Source organism: uncultured Chloroflexus sp. (assembly GCF_937951745.1).
Taxonomy (GTDB): Bacteria; Chloroflexota; Chloroflexia; order Chloroflexales; family Chloroflexaceae; genus Chloroflexus.
Genome location: NZ_CALFBQ010000046.1, coordinates 25,014 through 40,966 on the forward strand (window position 1 = coordinate 25,014; position 15,953 = coordinate 40,966).

The window sequence follows — 15,953 nt, forward strand, 5'->3', positions numbered from 1 at the left end:
GATAGTCCATGCAGCAGCTCAGTTTTCGCGCAATGGGTTCTACAATCAACATCATTATTGATAGCGATAAAGCCGCTGCATACCCTGCTCTGAATGCTGCTCGCAAGACCTTCCTGCGCTACGAGCGCATGCTTAGCCGGTTTCGCCCGCAGAGCGAACTGTCGGCGCTCAACCGCCGTGCCGGCACAGGGCCGGTGCGGGTTGGGCAAACGCTATGGTGTGCAGTGCAGCAGGCGTTGCGCGCAGCACGTGCAAGCGATGGATTAGTAACACCAGCCGTTGGCGCAGCGCTGATTGCCGCTGGGTACGACCGTGATTTTACGGCACTGGCAAGCGGGGTGGTCAGGACGAGCCAGTCGGTGCCTAGCCCTGATTGGCGCTTGATTGACTGCGATGCGCATCGACGCACGATTACGCTCCCTGCCGGTATGCGTCTTGATCTTGGTGGCAGTGCCAAGGGTTGGACGGCTGCGTTAGTGGCGCGCCGCTTGGGCCGCCGGTTTCCAACTCTGGTCGATGCCGGCGGTGATATTGCTGTGAGTGGTCCGCGTCGTAATGGCTCATCTTGGCCTATTGAAGTAGCCGATCCGTTCGCACCAGATCGAGGGATCGAGCTGCTACGTATTCGACGCGGTGGGGTGGCTACGTCTGGTATTGACTATCGACGCTGGCAACAAGGCGGTCACGTCTATCATCACCTCATCGATCCGCGCACCGGCGCACCAGCAACAACCGATCTACTCAGCGTCACAGTCATCGCGCCCAATCTGCAAGAGGCCGAGCTAGCAGCCAAAACGATCTTACTCCTCGGTACCGAAGCCGGCTTGCGCTGGCTCGATACTCGACCGCAACTGGCGGGGTTGTTGGTCGGCGTCGATGGCCGAATCATCCGTACATCGACGCTTGAACACTATTGTTGGCGAGCGGGCGGATAGCAAGTAGCGAACAGAACATCGTGCATCCCCTGTCATCGCGAGGGTGTGCAGCACCTGTAAGGGCAGGGCTTGTCCCTACTCGCACCAAAGCGATCGGTGGATGGCGCATGCTCTACCCCACCCTTTCCCGGGATCGCAGTAGCTCGGCTCTACCAACGTATGGTTGGCGCGGGAGACGATTGTGTTCACTCAGCCTCTATCCTAGGATGGCGGGCAGCTTGCCCGTAGTGGGCAATCAAGATAGTAACACGTTTGTTAGCAATAATATGTAAAAGGAGAACATCGAACAATGAACACGAATCCTATTTCCACCGATCAACCAACTCCACAAGCGCAGCCGCCTGTACCGAAAGCGTCACGACCTGCTCCGCGTCCCGATCGTCAGTTAACCACAAATCCCGAACTTGTTGATTTACCGCCGGCAATGTCGATTAGCGCGCTGCTCACCTTGCTCATTGGTACGGCACTCGGCGCCTTTGCTGCCGTGATGGTCTTACCAACGTGGCTGCCCGGCCTGAGCGCCTCACTGCTAGGCAGCGAACCGAAAGCCTATTGGTACCTCTCGCGCAGCAGCGCCGTCGCCGCTTATGGGTTGCTCTGGTTGTCAATGGTCTTTGGTCTCCTGATGACCAATCGGATGGCGCGCCTCTGGCCGGGTGGGCCGGGAGCCTTTGATCTTCACCAACACACCAGCCTGCTCGGCTTAGCGTTTGCCATCTTCCACGCGCTCATCCTGCTTGGTGATCGCTATATTAGTGCGACGCTCGCTCAAGTGCTGATCCCGTTTGGTTACAGTGGCTATGAACCGCTATGGGTTGGGCTGGGCCAGCTTTCGCTGTATGGGATGGCGATCGTTGGTTTGAGCTTCTATATCAAGCAGTGGATCGGGCGCACAATGTGGCGGGTGATTCACTTCATCAGCTTTGCGATTTGGCTGCTCAGCCTGCTGCACGCCCTGTTTAGCGGCAGCGATACCGCTGTGCTCAGTGGCTTGTACTGGGCCAGCGGTGGGAGTGTACTCTTTTTGACGATCTACCGGATACTGGTTGCCTTCCAGCCAACCAAGCCGCGTCCGGCGCGCAATTCGGCCCCTAACGATCTCAGCGCCGCTAGCTCTTAGCTCGGGTGCAGCGCCGCAAGCTGCCAGTACGGGCAGAGCGCCGCTCTGCCCTCATCTCATTGCTTAAAACCATCCCCCCGTATGGGCACAGCGCCGCTGTGCCCATAGCCCCTCTGAGAAACAAATCACAACCCAACTTTACCTGCCTTGCGCTTGTTTCACCAAGTTGCAGCGGCTACACTAACTCCATGGTTGCGCGAAGAGGCACAATCAACGCAAAGGAGTGCGCAATGACGACGCTCGAACAAATGCAAACCGGCGTTGGTGTTCTGAGTCCGGCTGAGCTGTATGCTGAGCTGCTGGCCGAACAACCACTGTTCATTCTCGATGTGCGCAATGAGGTCGAGTTTGCGCGCAATCGGGTGCGCGGTCGCCAGCCTATTCCGACGCTCAACATTCCCTACTTTGAGTTTATCGAGGACGAAGAGAGTGCAATTGCCCGTGTGCCGTCCGATCAGTTGATTACGGTCATCTGCGCTAAGGAAGGCTCCTCGCAATACGTTGCTGAACTGCTAGCTGAACACGGCATGAATGCCCGCTACCTGATCGGTGGCTTCCGCGCTTGGCTCGATTTTCATGCCATTCACGAACTGGTGAACGCTAGTTGGGGGAAGATCGTGCAGATCACGCGCCCCGCTCGCGGTGATCTGAGCTACGTGATCATCAGCGCTGGTGAAGCGGCAGTCATCGATCCCGGTCTCCATATCCATCTCTACCAAGAAGTGGCAGCGGCAGCGCAAGCCGATGTGACGCGCGTGCTGCTCACCCAGCTCTCGGCTGGAAAGTTGTCCGGCGGAGCGCTGCTCGCCAATACGCGCCATACCTTGCTCTATCTGCATCCGTATGATGCATTGCATCCGCGCACCCTGCTGCCGGCTCATTTTGACTACATGCCGTTGCTTGGCGGTGAGCGACTGCCGGTTGGCCATCTGCTGATCGAAGCGCACTGGTTCCCCGGCCACACCCCCGGCCACCTCGTGTACCGCGTGATCTCGCCGGCTGGCGATCGGTTCCTGTTGACCGGCGATGCCCTGCTGCTGGCCGGTTGCGGTCGCACCGATCTGGGTGGTCATCCAGCAGCGTGGACTGACCTCCTCTTCCGCAGTCTGCACACTACGTTACCTGCACTGATCACCGATGAGACCTTGATTATGCCCTCTTCAAGCATAGGCTTGGCCGAAGCATGCGCTGATGGCATCGTCGCCGCGCTGTTTGCGAGCATCCGGGCAACGAATCCGGCGTTGCGGGCTAGCACTCCTGCCGAGCTGCTGCCGCTGGTTCAAGGCAAATCAACCGATTTGCCTGTCGCAATTGACACCATGTTGTACGCGAATCTCGGTTTGCGGCAGCTCAATGACGACGAGATTCATGAATTGGAAACCGAACCGTCGCATTGCGTTTTGGCGCGGTGAATGGAGGTTCGTTTCATTCACCATCAGGGCGGGGTAGTTGTGCCAATGCCTGTTGTACGATTGCCACAGATCAGCTATACTCTACTTCACTGAGTGGACTAGCTTTCATGTGGCGGAGGTGTCATGAATCGGACATTGACCACAACCGAGACGCTGGCGCAGGCAGTCTTGCCGCGCCGAGGATGGCTGGCCTATCCGTTAGTTGCCGACACGTTATTAGTGGTGTTAGGCAGTCTATTTGTGGCGCTTAGCGCGCAAATCCGCATTTCGCTGATGCCCTTCTCACCGGTGCCGATTACCGGGCAAACGTTGGGGGTATTGTTGGTTGGCAGTCTACTCGGCCCGCGCTTGGGTTTGGCGGCATTGCTGCTCTACCTGCTTGAAGGCGCGATCGGGTTGCCCTTCTTCGCTGGCGGCTCAGCCGGCTATACACACCTGTTCGGCGCAACTGGCGGCTATCTGATCTCGTTCCCGATCGCGGCGGCATTGACCGGCTGGCTGGCGGCGCGGGGTTGGGATCGCCGCTTCCTCACAACCGTTGCTTCGATGGCGCTGGCGACGCTCGTCATTTATCTGATCGGCGCAACGTGGCTAGCGTTCTTTATCGGGCCGGTGAATGCGATCGTGAAAGGCGTCTTGCCCTTCCTGCTCGGTGATGCGATCAAGATCGCGCTGGCTGCGGTGGCGTTACCGGGTGGTTGGCAGGCGCTGAAGTGGTTCCGTGAGCGGCCTTAAGTATTAATTTCGTTGATACTACCCTTGTCATCATAAAGTCTGGGGCGGGCCTCGTGCCGCTGTTGGGGCGGGCCTCGTGCCCGGCCCGTCGCGGGTTGGGGCGGGCCTCGTGCCGCTGTTGGGGCGGGCCTCGTGCCGCTGTTGGGGCGGGCCTCGTGCCCGGCCCGTCGCGGGTTGGGGCGGGCCGTGTGCCTAGCCCGTCCATCGCTGATCCGCCTAACCGCAGGACGTCTACAGCTCACCCTCTACTGGCACGCAACGGCTACACACCCGAAACGGGATGCCATTCTCTCTAACGACTCGCACCTCATCACGCGCGCCGCAATAGCGACACACCGACAGATTCTCGATCTCATCAGCGCGCCACAACTGGGGAGTATGGCTCAACTCCATTGGTGTCTCAGTGGTGAGTACGTCGATCCGGACACAAACCGCTGCGGGAAAAATATCGGCGACACGAGCGGCTAGGTGGTAGTGGTACGAATAGACTTCGTCGCCGATCATGATACCGTGTAAGCGGGGATGCGGTTGAATCTTCATACCTGTGCCAGCCGATCCATCAATTGCCGTAATTCAATCTCACTCAGCACGAATGGCTCATCATCAGCAAACATCAGCTCATCGAGCGCGTCGCGAATGATTGCTTCCTCGTCAAGCGGTACGATCAACTCACCCTGTTCAAGTTCGTAAAACCGGTCAAATGCCCACGCCGCCAATTGACTGCGCGAGATTCGTCCGGCCAAATGTTCGGCAATCGCCGCTACCAGATCATCGCAGGTGAGATCCATAAAGCTGCTTCCAGTTGCGCATCTATCCTCATCTTGTCACGAGCTAGCCGCTTAGGCGAGAGCATCATCACAGTGAGCGCGAAACCCGCAGCCGCGACAGCGGGCCGCTTCAGCGTGGTTGCGCGCGACATCATCGCAATCGAGCAGATCGCGCATTTCGACCAGCGTTGCTAACACCTCATCACGCACCGCAGCAGTGTACCGCAATTGAAACGTCTCATCGGCGTAGCGTAACAACCCATACGGTGGTGCGACGCCAGTTGTTTCCTCAATCAAGACCAAATAAGCCGCTAGTTGGATGAGATCTGACGGATACGGCTGCGCTACGCGCCGGTTCGGTTTCACTTCCACTGGAATCAGCGCCTGCCCCCGTTGCAGAATATAATCTGGTTTGCCGGTGAGACCAAGCCGAGCGCTGAAGAGCGGCCGTTCGAGATGGCGTTGGATGCCGGTATCAGAGCCTACCACCCGCGCCCATGGCAAACCGCTGCGCCGGCGCAACATCATCGCCAGCACTAACATCCCGACTGCGCACAGGATTAGCGCAATACCTAGCCACGCCATCAGCTTGCCCAGATCACCAAGCCTATCCCGCCTACGAACAGCCCTAACCCGATCCAGAGGAGGCGCTGGCTGGTGGCCACCAGCCGGCCGTGAAGGGCATGGCTAGCCGTCCCAGCGGTACGCCGTTCCGCGCCGTCCGGTTCTCGCCCGGCGACGCGGCGCAGCCACCATGCCCGCGCACAATAGTAATACTCGCCCAGTTCACTTGCCCGAATAATATCCATCAGCGACCAAAGATCGGCGTACCCTGTACTGCGTTAATCACATCATTCACGGTTAGCAGCGCCATTAACCCCATTAGCGCCATAAAACCGAAGGCATGCACCAGCGCTTCTTTCTCTGGCGGCAGCTTCTTACCGCGCACCCACTCGATCAGCGCAAACAGAATATGGCTGCCGTCGAGTGCTGGAATAGGCAGCAAATTAAGGATAAACAGGTTAAGGCTAAGCACCGCCGTGAGCGACCAAAATGAGATAAAGCCGTCAGGCTGGCGAATGACTTCGCCGGTGGCGCGGGCGATCCCCACCGGCCCTAGCGGTTCGCCGGCAGGTGGCGGCGTGGGGCTAAACAGGCCGGCAATCGCTGCCGGCAGATCGGCCAGCATCATAATCATCCGTCCGGTCAATTCGACGCTGTGCATAAACCCCGTGCCAATTGCCGCGATCGGGTTGATTGGCTGGTTAACCGTCTGCGCTCCATAGCTAAAGCCAAAGCCGGCGCTAAACTCGCGTCCGTCAGGCGCCATCCATGCACCCGGTGTCACTATCAACGTCACTTCGACACCGTCGCGCACCACGACTGCCTCAATTGCCGTACCTTTTCGACGCTGCGCAACCTCACGCACGATGTTTTCATCGGTTACCGGCTGGTTATCGAGGCGCACCAACTCGTCACCGGCTTGAAAACCGGCTGCTGCTGCCGGCGTGTTAGGAAAGACATTGCTGATCAGCATTCGTCCCGTTGGCGTAGGTACCCCAACCGTTGCAAACAGAACAGTAAAAATGATGACGGCCAATACAAAATTCATCAGTGGGCCGGCCAGCATTACCGGAATCTTACGCCATGGTGGGGCGGCAGCAAGACTGCCGGCGCCATAGACCGCGTCCTTCTCGCCGTCCATCCCAGCAAAGCGCACAAAACCGCCCAATGGCAACCAATTGAGCGTATACTTAATCCCGTTGCGCTCAAAGAGCACCAGTGCGCGGGGCGGGAAGCCAATCCCAAACTCCTCAACTTTAATCCCCATGCGCAGGCCAACCCAGAGGTGCCCCAATTCGTGGACGAACACCAGCAGGCTGAGCATGAGAAGGAAGACGATGACAGTTAATAATGGGTCAAAAATTCCAGTTGCAACTTGTTGCCAGATGTTGTTGAGTGTTGATGCGAGCATAATGCGCTCCAGCAGATAAGAGGAATAACGGCGACGAGCTAATTGCCCGCCGCCGCTCGTATGCATGAGTAGTGTACCGGATCGATCTAGCCACGTCAAGAGAGTCGATGCATGAATTGGCACTTACGGTCTGCGCTTGAGATAGATATTCTCAAAACCTACGCTGAGCGTAACAGTTCCTCCAGAACTTGTTGGGGTAATCGAAGTACCATCACGGGTGTATGCAGCAATAAACGAGGTTGCTGGTAATGTGATCTGGCGGGAAGTTCCATCCATTGACCAGAGGACGTCCAGCACGAAACCATTGCCGCTGAAGCGATAGGCTTCAATATCTGTTCCATAACCGGTAAATGATTGCGGCGGCACGCGCACTTCATTCAAGCGCTCAATCGCAGCCTTCATAGCTAAGAATGCAGGACGTGGTTGTTGGTTATCATCTAGTAGACCTGAACGTTGCCATCCCGGGCCTTCAAAGGTGTACCAAATATATGCTTCGACGCCCTCAGCAATTGCTCGCATCGCCGATCGAACAAGATGATTTGCCTTCGCCTGTTCAAATTGAAGAGCAGCACTGCATGCACCCAAACAGCGCAATCCAGTTTCGTTGAGAATGATAGGTTTGCTGATGCCATACCGCCGCATGACATCGCGAAGGAAATTAATTTTGCCGACCGTCAAGCCACCTTTCCCTGACCATTTAGGTGACGCTTTGCTATCAAAATCAAAGGGACTGCTGGTAGGATAGAAAACTGCGTAAGCGTGGAACGCTAAAATATCAAAGTATGGAGCGGCACCGGCACGCAGCGCACCCTCTAGAAAGTTGAATGGCTTGTCAGGAGGATCACCTATTTGGTTAGCCGGGCGATCTAGTAACAACCCACCAAAAATGATCTTTGCCCCCGGATCAGCAGCCCGAATCGCCGGAGTTACGGTGGCTAACATGCGACCGTAACGTTCACCACCATAGTATTCATCATTACTATCACCCCAACAACCAAAAGGCACATCATCAGAAACCAAATTAGCGTCTACATCCGGTTCATTGCCCAATTCCCAGTAGCGCACATAATAGGGATGTTGACTATACTTGGCAACGACCGCGCGCACAAATGCCGCAAATTCATCATGGTATTCATCGAGAATGGCTGCACAAATTTTGCTGCTACCGGTCGCCCACGACGGGTGATCGTCAACAATGGCCATCACTTGCAGGCCAAGGGCATTAGCCGCCAGCACTTCTTGTTCAAACCGCTGAAAGCTAGGGGCGCTCCAGTTGATTGGACTCGTTGCTGTGGGTTGCGCTTCGCGCCAGCTTAAGGTATTCAGCCGCACCCAGTGTGCGCCTAAATTTGTGGCTTGGGATTGAACGGTATTGGTATACAACGAACCGGAGCTAGGTTCGATACCAAAGGGACGAATATTATTTGATGAAACGATCGGTATGTAGACTGTAGTTGTTCCAGCCGGTTGCTGCGCTGCAGCTGGTAAGTTGCCAACAACACTAAGCATGAGTAGTACGATGATAATGTAGTGTTTCATAGTACCTCCATTGTTCTGTATCCATAGAACTAAGACTATATTTACTCCCGTTACGCAGCTAGAGCCTGTTATGTACTTTCGAGCATAACGGTCATGAACCGCTTTAGCACGAGCATCGCAAAGGCCAGCACATGCACTCCCGCCAAGGTCTCCAGCAACCGCTCATCATCGCGTGCCAGCCGGCGAACGCGTGCCATCCACGCGAAGCCTTGCTCAACGACCCAGCGGCGCGGCAGCAGCACGAGGCCGCGGTTGGCTTCCGCCAGTGTAACGACCTCCAGCCAGATGCCGTGGGCGTAGGCGTCGGCCGCTGGTTATTCCCCCGTATCGCCCTAGTCGACGAACGCCGCGTCGACAGACTCGCCGGTGACGGCTTGGACCTGTTCCGCCACTGCGGCGACCGGCGCGCGTTCCGGTTCGTTGGCGGGTGTGACGACCACGGCCAGCACCTAGTCCACGGATCACTCGCCACGGGGACTTTGCTGCCCTTGCGGCGTTGATGCTCGTCATCGCCAGCGCGCGCGCCGCGTTCCGGGGTCGATTGCGTGGTGCGCGCGTCAACGATCACCGCGCGGCGCAGGCACGCGCCCTTCGATGTCACGCACCAGCGCGTGCCGATCATGGACGAGCGTCTCAACGACCCCGGCCTTCAGTAGAGACGTTTCATTGCAACGTCTCTACTGCGAGACGGTAACCACGGCGGCAGATCGTTGGGCATCATGCGCCAAGGCGCTCCCGTGCGGACGATCCGGCGCAATCCGTTAAAGACCTCGCGCAGCGAGTGGTCGCGCTGCGGGGTGTCTTCGGTCATGAAAGTCAGGGAGGGAGCGACGAAGGCCCACTCCTCGTCGCTCACATCGCCTAGATAGGGTCGACGTGTCATACTGAAATCATACAAGTTTATCTCTGAAGTGCATAACAGGCTCTAGTTGAACGGGATTGCGTTCCTGCAACTTGGCATCAGCGGCACGAATGGCACGAAGATACGGTTTGGACTTGCGGGCAACGTGATTGAGATGGGTGTTGCCGTTGAGCAGTTCGCGTTGATATATCCACTCAAGGCCGCAAAGCAATGGGTGTGGGCTGGGTCATCACGGGGTGCGTGGGCGATGTGCCCGGTGAAGCGGTCGGTTTCAGCGACCGGTGACCGGATTGCCCAGTCCATCGGGTGTGAGCAATCGCGGCGATCCCGTGACTGTCCAAGGTGGTAATGCTGGTGACCAGATCGTGGATGCCGATCGAACCATCTTCGTTGGTGAAGACTGGTGTGATGAGCAGGAGCAGTCCTCCCACACTGTCCAGAACGATGGTGACTGGGTGCATCGGTTCCAGTTCCAGCGCGTCCCGCGCCGGTACCGTCCCTGCTGCTTGGCTGCCGCACGCAGCGCCCCTTGGCGGGTGCCTGTAAGCGGCATAACGAACTCCTGCTTGCGGGTGCGAATGCCAACATGCGTGTTCTTGGCGGCAGTAACCCAGAGGTCATGGATCCTATCTCTGAATGGCATCCGGTTTTTTCGGCTTGTGCTAGGAAGTCGCGATCTATCTTAGTTGCTTGGTTGGGTTTGCGCGACGCTTGTCCGTCCCTTCCTTCAGGTCAAGGGAGCGTTTGGTGTTGCGAATCGGTTCTAATCCGACAGGCCGTGCAATGCTGGGGCGGTGCGACCCACCAGTGGCACAGAGTCACAGGAACTATGTCACCCTGAGTATATCAAATACGAACTACAAAATCAAGATCCATCTTCCCCTTTGACCGCTTCATTGCTCGCTCATACGGGTTGCTGCTACCTCTGTCAGCCATCCCATCAATTCGGCAAAATACTGCTCGCGGACTGGCTTTGGCGATAAGGCCAGATCGTGCAGCCCGCCCTCGATCGCAATCATCGTCACATCATCACCCAGCATTGGGCCATCGCGCCGCATGTGGGCTACATCGAGCACAATATCAGCCCGCGTGATCTCAGGGCTACCGGGGATAGGCCATGCCGACCGCGCCGAGTGTAAGATCAAGATCGGACAGCGGATGCCAAGGCCACGCCGCAGCCGGCGTTGGGCCAGCAAGATGGCCCGCGCCGTGCCAGCCCGCATCGGAATACCATTGACCGGCTTCCAACGTTGATCAAACTCCCATTCACCGCCGGTACCGCGATAGATCGTCTCGCCGTAAACCGATGACAGTTTGCCCACGATGCGGGTAGGTTTGAGCCGGCCTAAGAGCATTACCAGCGGGATCGAAGCCCGCGTGGCACGGTCGATCATAAAATCGAAAAACGGGCTATTCAGCGCCAGCGCACCAAGCCGGTCACGCCGTCCGCCTTCAGCCGCGTAGAGCGCCGTCACCAACCCGCCCGCCGAATGGCCGTGCAAGACCAGCCATGGCCGGTTATGGGCCGTGTCGATCACCCCAATCGCTGCGTCGATGAACGGATAAAACTCGGCAATGTCGCGATAAAAACATGGGATCTGGTCGGGTTGGATAGCACGTCCGTGGCCGGGCAAATCGATCGCGTAGAACGCATAACCGTGCGCGCGGAAGACATCAGCCACATGGGTTTGGAAAAAGTAGTCGGAATAGCCATGCACGTACAGCACGGCTCGACCCGTTGCCGGCGGCTTGCACTGACGCACCAAAACCGCACGGCCACCAGCCAGATCAAGCGGCAGCGTCTCAAATCCGGCCAATGCAGGATCAGGAATCCATTGTTGTTGGGTGATGGTTGATGAAATCATAGCGTCAGCAACACTGCTTGATCGATACGATAGCACTATAACGAACGAGCAACGCCAGCTCAATGGGAAAAAAGCACTATAAGGTAGTAGATCACCGGCCCGGTGAAGAGAATACTATCGATCCGATCAAGAATCCCGCCGTGGCCGGGGATGATAAACCCAGAATCCTTCACCCCGACTTGCCGCTTAATCAGCGACTCAGCCAAATCGCCGAGCGGGCCGAAAATGCCGGCGGCCACGCCGAGAATTGCCGCCTCGATCAATGTGATTGGCAAGCCCAACAGTGGCACGCAGAACAGAGCAGTTGTAATCGCGGCAGCCATCCCACCACAGAAACCTTCCCAACTCTTCTTGGGGCTGAGAACTGGCGCCATCTTAGTGCGCCCAAAGGAGCGGCCAACAAAGAACGCACCGGTATCTTGCAACCACGTGATCGCCAGTGTAAAAAAGACCCATGCTGCGCCGGGCGGGATATGCGCGAAGGCCAGCCATCCGCCCTGTAACGGCGTTTCAAGCTGACGCAATAAGAGATAGCTGCTTAACAAGCCAGCGACGTAATACGCGCCCGCGAACGTCAATGCCCAACCGAGCAGGCTGGTCTGGCGATTTCGGCGGACAAGTTCGGCAATCAATGCACCAAGAATCGAGACGAATACCACAACGAGCACAAGATCGATTGTCGTCAGTGGTTGAAAAAAGGTGGCCGCACAGATCAACCAGCCGATTGCAATACCCTCGAACAGCCGCGGCGCATACCCGCCGTGGCGAAAGATCGCAAACAGCTCACCGATCGCCAATGCGATCACCAAGCCGGCTAACAGTGCGGTAGTTGGCGGCCACCACACGCCGGCAATGATCAAGGGCAACAGCACCACCACACTGGTGATGCGCGCAGCCAAGGTATTAGCTCGACTCGGGGAGCCCGCCGAAGCGGCGTTCGCGCCGTCCATAGTCAAGAATCGCCTGATGCAGATGTTCGGGCCGGAAATCGGGCCAGAACACCGGCGTAAACCAGTACTCGCTGTAGGCTGACTGCCAGATCAGAAAATTCGAGATCCGCCGTTCGCCGCTGGTACGAATGATCATATCTGGATCGGGCAAACCGCGGGTTGACAGATGGGCGCTAATCACATCATCAGTAATCTGGTCGGCGGGGATGCCGCTGGCGACGATCGAGCGCACTGCATCGACAATATCGGCGCGACCGCCGTAGTTAAATGCGATTGCTAACGTCAGACCAGTGTTGTGGCGGGTCAATTCAATCGCGTAATTGACCTTTTCGCGCAGATGGGGGCTTAGGCCATCGAGCCGGCCCAGATGGCGCAAATGGACATTTTGGGCATGCAGATTACGGATTTCGCGATCGATAAACTCGCCCAAAATCTGCATCAAACCCTGCACTTCCAGCGATGGCCGGTTCCAATTCTCGGTCGAAAAGGCGTACAAAGTAAGTACACGTACACCGAGCCGAGCGCACTCGGACACGATCGGTCGGATATTTTCGGTGCCGGCGCGATGGCCGGCAAGGCGTGGCAGGCCGCGCTGTTGTGCCCAGCGCCCATTGCCATCCATAATCACCGCGATATGCTGCGGAATCTTTGTGCCGGACGGTACACCATCCTGACTCATAATAATAGCGCCTCTCAGCGACAGCGTTAGACCGCCATCACTTCCGCTTCTTTTTCCGCGCCGATCTGTTCGAGATCGCGGATGCAACGGTCGGTCAACTGCTGGATCCGTTCTTGGCCGCGATGCAAGTCATCTTCGCTGATCAATTTCTCGGCTTCCAACTTCTTGAGATCATCAATCGCATCGCGGCGTTGATTACGCACCGAAATCTTGACTTCCTCGACGCGATGGCGCACCATCTTCACCAATTCGCGCCGGCGCTCTTCGGTCAGTGGCGGCACCGGCAAGCGAATGATCCGGCCATCGTTGCTCGGATTGAGGCCAAGATCAGATTGCTGGATCGCCTTTTCAATCGCTTTGATCATGCCGGCATCGTAGGGCTGGATCACGATCATCCGGGCTTCGGGAACACTAATGTTGGCCAATTGATTGAGCGGCATAGTCGTGCCGTAGGCTTCGACATGGAGATGCTCAACCAACCCTGCCGAGGCGCGTCCAGTGCGGATCGACGCCAGATGATGGCGCAACGCTTCAGTCGCTTTCTTTAAATGCGCCTCATACTCGGTTATTACATCGTTCAGCATTGCGCGCCTCCTCGCTGACTACTCACAAGCGTGCCAACATGTTCACCCATAACAATCCGTTCGATAGTGCCGGGTTCCATGGCGTTAAAGACAATAATCGGCAAGTTATTATCCATACAGAAGGTCAGCGCCGTGCTATCCATCACGGTCAGACCACGGTTCAGCGCATCGAGATAGTGAATGTGATCAAAGCGGGTTGCTGCCGGATTGCGGCGCGGATCGTCATCGTAAACGCCATCGACGCCATTTTTCGCCATCAAGATCACTTCGGCATGGATCTCGGCGGCGCGCAGTGCCGCCGCTGAGTCGGTGGTGAAGTAGGGGTTGCCAGTGCCAGCAGCGAGAATGATCACCCGCCCCTTTTCGAGATGATGGGTGGCGCGCCGCCGGATGTACGGTTCAGCCACTTCATCCATCTTAATGGCGGTCATTGCGCGAGTATCGAGGCCATGGCGCTCGAGTGCATCTTGCATCGCTAGCGCATTGATAATCGTCGCCAGCATCCCCATATAGTGCGAATGGGCGGCATCCATGCCACGTTCGATCGCGCGATGGCCGCGCCAAATGTTGCCGCCGCCTACCACAACGGCGATCTCAACCCCGTGGCGGTGAACGCGACCGATCTCTTGCGCGAGGAAGTCGAGCATATCGTAGCTAATCACCTCGCCATCGCTACCCTTGATCTGTTCACCGCTCAGTTTGATCAAAATCCGACGGTATTTTGGTTGTTGCATGGAACTACTCGCAGCAAAGCAGAGAACTAGGCGGTTTGCCCGACTGGCAAACCGCCCAATCAATGTGCGTTAAGCGCCGACTTCGTAGCGCACAAACCGCCGGACGACGATGTTCTCGCCGAGCTTGGCGATCGCTTCTTTGATCTTCTCTTCGATGGTGCGGGCCGGATCTTTGATAAACTTCTGCTCGAGCAGCACCGTCTCTTCGATGAACGCTTGGCGGGTTTGGCCACTCTCGGCTACCATCTCATCGGTCACTTCGCTCGCGCTGATAAAGCGCGGGTTGAGCGCAACGATATGCTGGGCCAGATCGTTGGCCAATTGGCCGAACTCGGCCGTGCGGGCCACAAAGTCGGTTTCGCAGCTCAGCTCAACCATTGCGGCAATGCGCGATCCATAGTGGACATACACGCCAATCAGGCCCTCGTTCGCCTCGCGCGATGCCTTCTTGGCTGCCGCCTCAATCCCGCGCTCCCGTAGAATCTCGATTGCCTTATTGATATTGCCGCCGGTCTGCTCAAGAATATCCCGGCACTCTTTGATGCCGGCGCCGGTACGTTCACGCAATTCCTTCACCAGTTCGATTGATACTGCCACAGTCTTGCTCCCTTTGCCTAAGAACCTCTATCCAATGCCGTTACCGGTAGATTAGGGTAGTGCGGATCGTGCGACGGAGGGGCATGCGCCCCCCCGTGCAACGTCGGTTTGCGCTCTTGTGACCGAAGTGCGGCAACCTCACGTCGAGGCTGCCTGCGCAGCTCTGACCTTGAGCAACCGGTCAGGTTTGGGATGCGCATATCGCAAGTGTAAACCGATCTGGGCGGATGGGGCAAGAGATATTGGCGATGAGCCGATTTTTTGCCCCTTACCCTACCCCCTATCTTGAGAGAAAGTAGCCGCCAATCAAGCCGGCTGCCTAGCTGCACAGCGATTGGTTACTCTTGGGCCGCTTCGCGCCGTCGCATCCCCTCAATGGCCGCGTCGGCGATCTTCCCCGTCATTAGCCGGATGCCCCGAATCGCGTCATCGTTGCAGGGGATGACATAATCGATCGGGTCGGGATCACAGTTGGTGTCAACCATCGCCACAATCGGAATGCTCTCTTTCGCCGCTTCGCGCACAGCTAGCTCTTCCTTGCGCGGATCAACGATAAACACAGCGCCGGGCAGCCGCTCCATTCCCTTCAGGCCGGCGAAAACGCGATTAAGTCGGACAATCTTCTCTTCGAGCTTAGCCGCCTCGGCCTTGGTTAAGCGGTTGAACTCGCCGCGGTCGCGCCGCTCTTCGAGATCGCTCAGTAGCTTCAATCGGCGCTTGATGGTGGTGAAGTTGGTGAGTGTGCCGCCAAGCCAGCGGCGATTGATGTAGAATTGGCCGGCCCGCACCGCCTCTTCCATAATCGCCTCTTGGGCCTGCTTCTTTGTGCCGACGAAGAGAATCTTCTCGCCGCGCGCAGTCAGGTCAGAGATGAACTGATACGCTTGGCTTAGGCCAGTTACCGTCTTCTGCAAATCGATAATATGGATCCCATTGCGAGCCGTGAAGATATACGGCTTCATCTTCGGGTTCCAGCGGTTGGTGGGGTGCCCAAAGTGGGCGCCAGCTTCCAGCAATTCTCGAATCGTGACGACGCGCGGCAATGCTTGAGTCATACCTTTCCTGCTCCTTCTCTGGTCGAAACCACCTCCACCCGTCGTATCTCGCAGCCTGTACCGGAGTAGGCCGGCAGGAGCGACTGCGCCTCAGGGTGTGCGTATTTGGCATTTTGCAATGCCGGCGAGCAGTATAGCATAAGG

General features: G+C 57.2%; 18 protein-coding genes and 1 pseudogene. 4 read left to right on the plus strand and 15 right to left on the minus strand.

Annotated features, from left to right (window positions below):
• Positions 1–8 precede the first annotated feature (8 nt).
• The 4 genes from Q1A59_RS11270 (at position 9) to Q1A59_RS11285 (ending at position 4,202) form a co-directional block, all read left to right on the plus strand.
• Positions 9–935: an FAD:protein FMN transferase gene (locus Q1A59_RS11270; protein WP_298407079.1), complete on the plus strand. Its 927-nt coding sequence runs from the start codon at positions 9–11 to the stop codon at positions 933–935.
• A gap of 289 nt (positions 936–1,224) precedes the next feature.
• A complete protein-coding gene (locus tag Q1A59_RS11275; protein ID WP_298407082.1) occupies positions 1,225–2,055 on the plus strand; it encodes a hypothetical protein in 831 nt (276 codons plus the stop codon).
• Positions 2,056–2,285: 230 nt separating this feature from the next.
• Positions 2,286–3,467, plus strand: a complete 1,182-nt coding sequence (locus Q1A59_RS11280) for a rhodanese-like domain-containing protein (protein ID WP_299644985.1) — start codon at positions 2,286–2,288, stop codon at positions 3,465–3,467.
• A gap of 123 nt (positions 3,468–3,590) precedes the next feature.
• Entirely contained in the window at positions 3,591–4,202 is a 612-nt protein-coding gene (locus Q1A59_RS11285; protein ID WP_298407089.1) for a biotin transporter BioY, read from the plus strand.
• 231 nt (positions 4,203–4,433) lie between these two features.
• Here the strand turns inward: Q1A59_RS11285 and Q1A59_RS11290 are convergent, their stop codons facing one another.
• The 15 genes and pseudogenes from Q1A59_RS11290 to rpsB form a co-directional block, all read right to left on the minus strand.
• Entirely contained in the window at positions 4,434–4,742 is a 309-nt protein-coding gene (locus Q1A59_RS11290; protein ID WP_298407092.1) for a hypothetical protein, read from the minus strand.
• Positions 4,739–4,990 (minus strand): hypothetical protein, encoded by a 252-nt coding sequence (locus Q1A59_RS11295; RefSeq protein ID WP_298407094.1) that lies wholly within the window; start codon positions 4,988–4,990, stop codon positions 4,739–4,741. The genes Q1A59_RS11290 and Q1A59_RS11295 overlap by 4 nt, the downstream gene beginning before the upstream one ends.
• Positions 4,991–5,041: 51 nt before the next feature.
• Positions 5,042–5,554 (minus strand): Dna2/Cas4 domain-containing protein, encoded by a 513-nt coding sequence (locus Q1A59_RS11300; RefSeq protein WP_298407098.1) that lies wholly within the window; start codon positions 5,552–5,554, stop codon positions 5,042–5,044.
• Positions 5,554–5,778 (minus strand): hypothetical protein, encoded by a 225-nt coding sequence (locus Q1A59_RS11305; protein ID WP_298407101.1) that lies wholly within the window; start codon positions 5,776–5,778, stop codon positions 5,554–5,556. The genes Q1A59_RS11300 and Q1A59_RS11305 overlap by 1 nt, the downstream gene beginning before the upstream one ends.
• Positions 5,778–6,944, minus strand: a complete 1,167-nt coding sequence (locus tag Q1A59_RS11310; RefSeq protein WP_299644986.1) for an RIP metalloprotease — start codon at positions 6,942–6,944, stop codon at positions 5,778–5,780. Before Q1A59_RS11310 ends, Q1A59_RS11305 begins: the two co-directional genes overlap by 1 nt.
• A gap of 123 nt (positions 6,945–7,067) precedes the next feature.
• Complete coding sequence (locus Q1A59_RS11315; RefSeq protein WP_299644987.1) at positions 7,068–8,483, minus strand: cellulase family glycosylhydrolase; 1,416 nt, start codon at positions 8,481–8,483, stop codon at positions 7,068–7,070.
• Between the two features lie 68 nt (positions 8,484–8,551).
• A pseudogene (locus tag Q1A59_RS11320) lies at positions 8,552–9,366 on the minus strand (IS5 family transposase).
• A 250-nt stretch (positions 9,367–9,616) separates the two neighbouring features.
• Positions 9,617–9,898 (minus strand): hypothetical protein, encoded by a 282-nt coding sequence (locus Q1A59_RS11325; RefSeq protein WP_299644988.1) that lies wholly within the window; start codon positions 9,896–9,898, stop codon positions 9,617–9,619.
• 340 nt (positions 9,899–10,238) lie between these two features.
• Complete coding sequence (locus Q1A59_RS11330) at positions 10,239–11,210, minus strand: alpha/beta hydrolase (RefSeq protein ID WP_299644989.1); 972 nt, start codon at positions 11,208–11,210, stop codon at positions 10,239–10,241.
• 59 nt (positions 11,211–11,269) lie between these two features.
• Positions 11,270–12,109 (minus strand): phosphatidate cytidylyltransferase, encoded by an 840-nt coding sequence (locus Q1A59_RS11335; protein ID WP_298402432.1) that lies wholly within the window; start codon positions 12,107–12,109, stop codon positions 11,270–11,272.
• Between the two features lie 4 nt (positions 12,110–12,113).
• Positions 12,114–12,839 (minus strand): isoprenyl transferase, encoded by a 726-nt coding sequence (locus tag Q1A59_RS11340; RefSeq protein ID WP_298402431.1) that lies wholly within the window; start codon positions 12,837–12,839, stop codon positions 12,114–12,116.
• 26 nt (positions 12,840–12,865) lie between these two features.
• Entirely contained in the window at positions 12,866–13,423 is a 558-nt protein-coding gene (gene frr / locus Q1A59_RS11345; RefSeq protein ID WP_298402430.1) for a ribosome recycling factor, read from the minus strand.
• Positions 13,417–14,157: a UMP kinase gene (gene pyrH / locus Q1A59_RS11350; RefSeq protein ID WP_299644990.1), complete on the minus strand. Its 741-nt coding sequence runs from the start codon at positions 14,155–14,157 to the stop codon at positions 13,417–13,419. Before pyrH ends, frr begins: the two co-directional genes overlap by 7 nt.
• 69 nt (positions 14,158–14,226) lie before the next feature.
• Positions 14,227–14,754, minus strand: a complete 528-nt coding sequence (locus Q1A59_RS11355) for a translation elongation factor Ts (RefSeq protein WP_066790369.1) — start codon at positions 14,752–14,754, stop codon at positions 14,227–14,229.
• A 338-nt stretch (positions 14,755–15,092) separates the two neighbouring features.
• The gene (rpsB, locus tag Q1A59_RS11360) at positions 15,093–15,809 is read right to left on the minus strand and encodes a 30S ribosomal protein S2 (protein WP_298402428.1); all 717 of its coding nucleotides are present in this window, start codon (positions 15,807–15,809) and stop codon (positions 15,093–15,095) included.
• Between the last annotated feature and the right edge of the window lie 144 nt (positions 15,810–15,953).

Bases quoted from the DNA above. Each gene is read 5' to 3' on its own strand.
- Q1A59_RS11270 (WP_298407079.1), top strand. From the start codon at position 9: ATGCAGCAGCTCAGTTTTCGCGCAATGGGTTCTACAATCAACATCATT.
- Q1A59_RS11275 (WP_298407082.1), top strand. From the start codon at position 1,225: ATGAACACGAATCCTATTTCCACCGATCAACCAACTCCACAAGCGCAG.
- Q1A59_RS11280 (WP_299644985.1), top strand. From the start codon at position 2,286: ATGACGACGCTCGAACAAATGCAAACCGGCGTTGGTGTTCTGAGTCCG.
- Q1A59_RS11285 (WP_298407089.1), top strand. From the start codon at position 3,591: ATGAATCGGACATTGACCACAACCGAGACGCTGGCGCAGGCAGTCTTG.
- Q1A59_RS11290 (WP_298407092.1), bottom strand. From the start codon at position 4,742: ATGAAGATTCAACCGCATCCCCGCTTACACGGTATCATGATCGGCGAC.
- Q1A59_RS11295 (WP_298407094.1), bottom strand. From the start codon at position 4,990: ATGGATCTCACCTGCGATGATCTGGTAGCGGCGATTGCCGAACATTTG.
- Q1A59_RS11300 (WP_298407098.1), bottom strand. From the start codon at position 5,554: ATGGCGTGGCTAGGTATTGCGCTAATCCTGTGCGCAGTCGGGATGTTA.
- Q1A59_RS11305 (WP_298407101.1), bottom strand. From the start codon at position 5,778: ATGGATATTATTCGGGCAAGTGAACTGGGCGAGTATTACTATTGTGCG.
- Q1A59_RS11310 (WP_299644986.1), bottom strand. From the start codon at position 6,944: ATGCTCGCATCAACACTCAACAACATCTGGCAACAAGTTGCAACTGGA.
- Q1A59_RS11315 (WP_299644987.1), bottom strand. From the start codon at position 8,483: ATGAAACACTACATTATCATCGTACTACTCATGCTTAGTGTTGTTGGC.
- Q1A59_RS11325 (WP_299644988.1), bottom strand. From the start codon at position 9,898: ATGCCGCTTACAGGCACCCGCCAAGGGGCGCTGCGTGCGGCAGCCAAG.
- Q1A59_RS11330 (WP_299644989.1), bottom strand. From the start codon at position 11,210: ATGATTTCATCAACCATCACCCAACAACAATGGATTCCTGATCCTGCA.
- Q1A59_RS11340 (WP_298402431.1), bottom strand. From the start codon at position 12,839: ATGAGTCAGGATGGTGTACCGTCCGGCACAAAGATTCCGCAGCATATC.
- frr (WP_298402430.1), bottom strand. From the start codon at position 13,423: ATGCTGAACGATGTAATAACCGAGTATGAGGCGCATTTAAAGAAAGCG.
- pyrH (WP_299644990.1), bottom strand. From the start codon at position 14,157: ATGCAACAACCAAAATACCGTCGGATTTTGATCAAACTGAGCGGTGAA.
- rpsB (WP_298402428.1), bottom strand. From the start codon at position 15,809: ATGACTCAAGCATTGCCGCGCGTCGTCACGATTCGAGAATTGCTGGAA.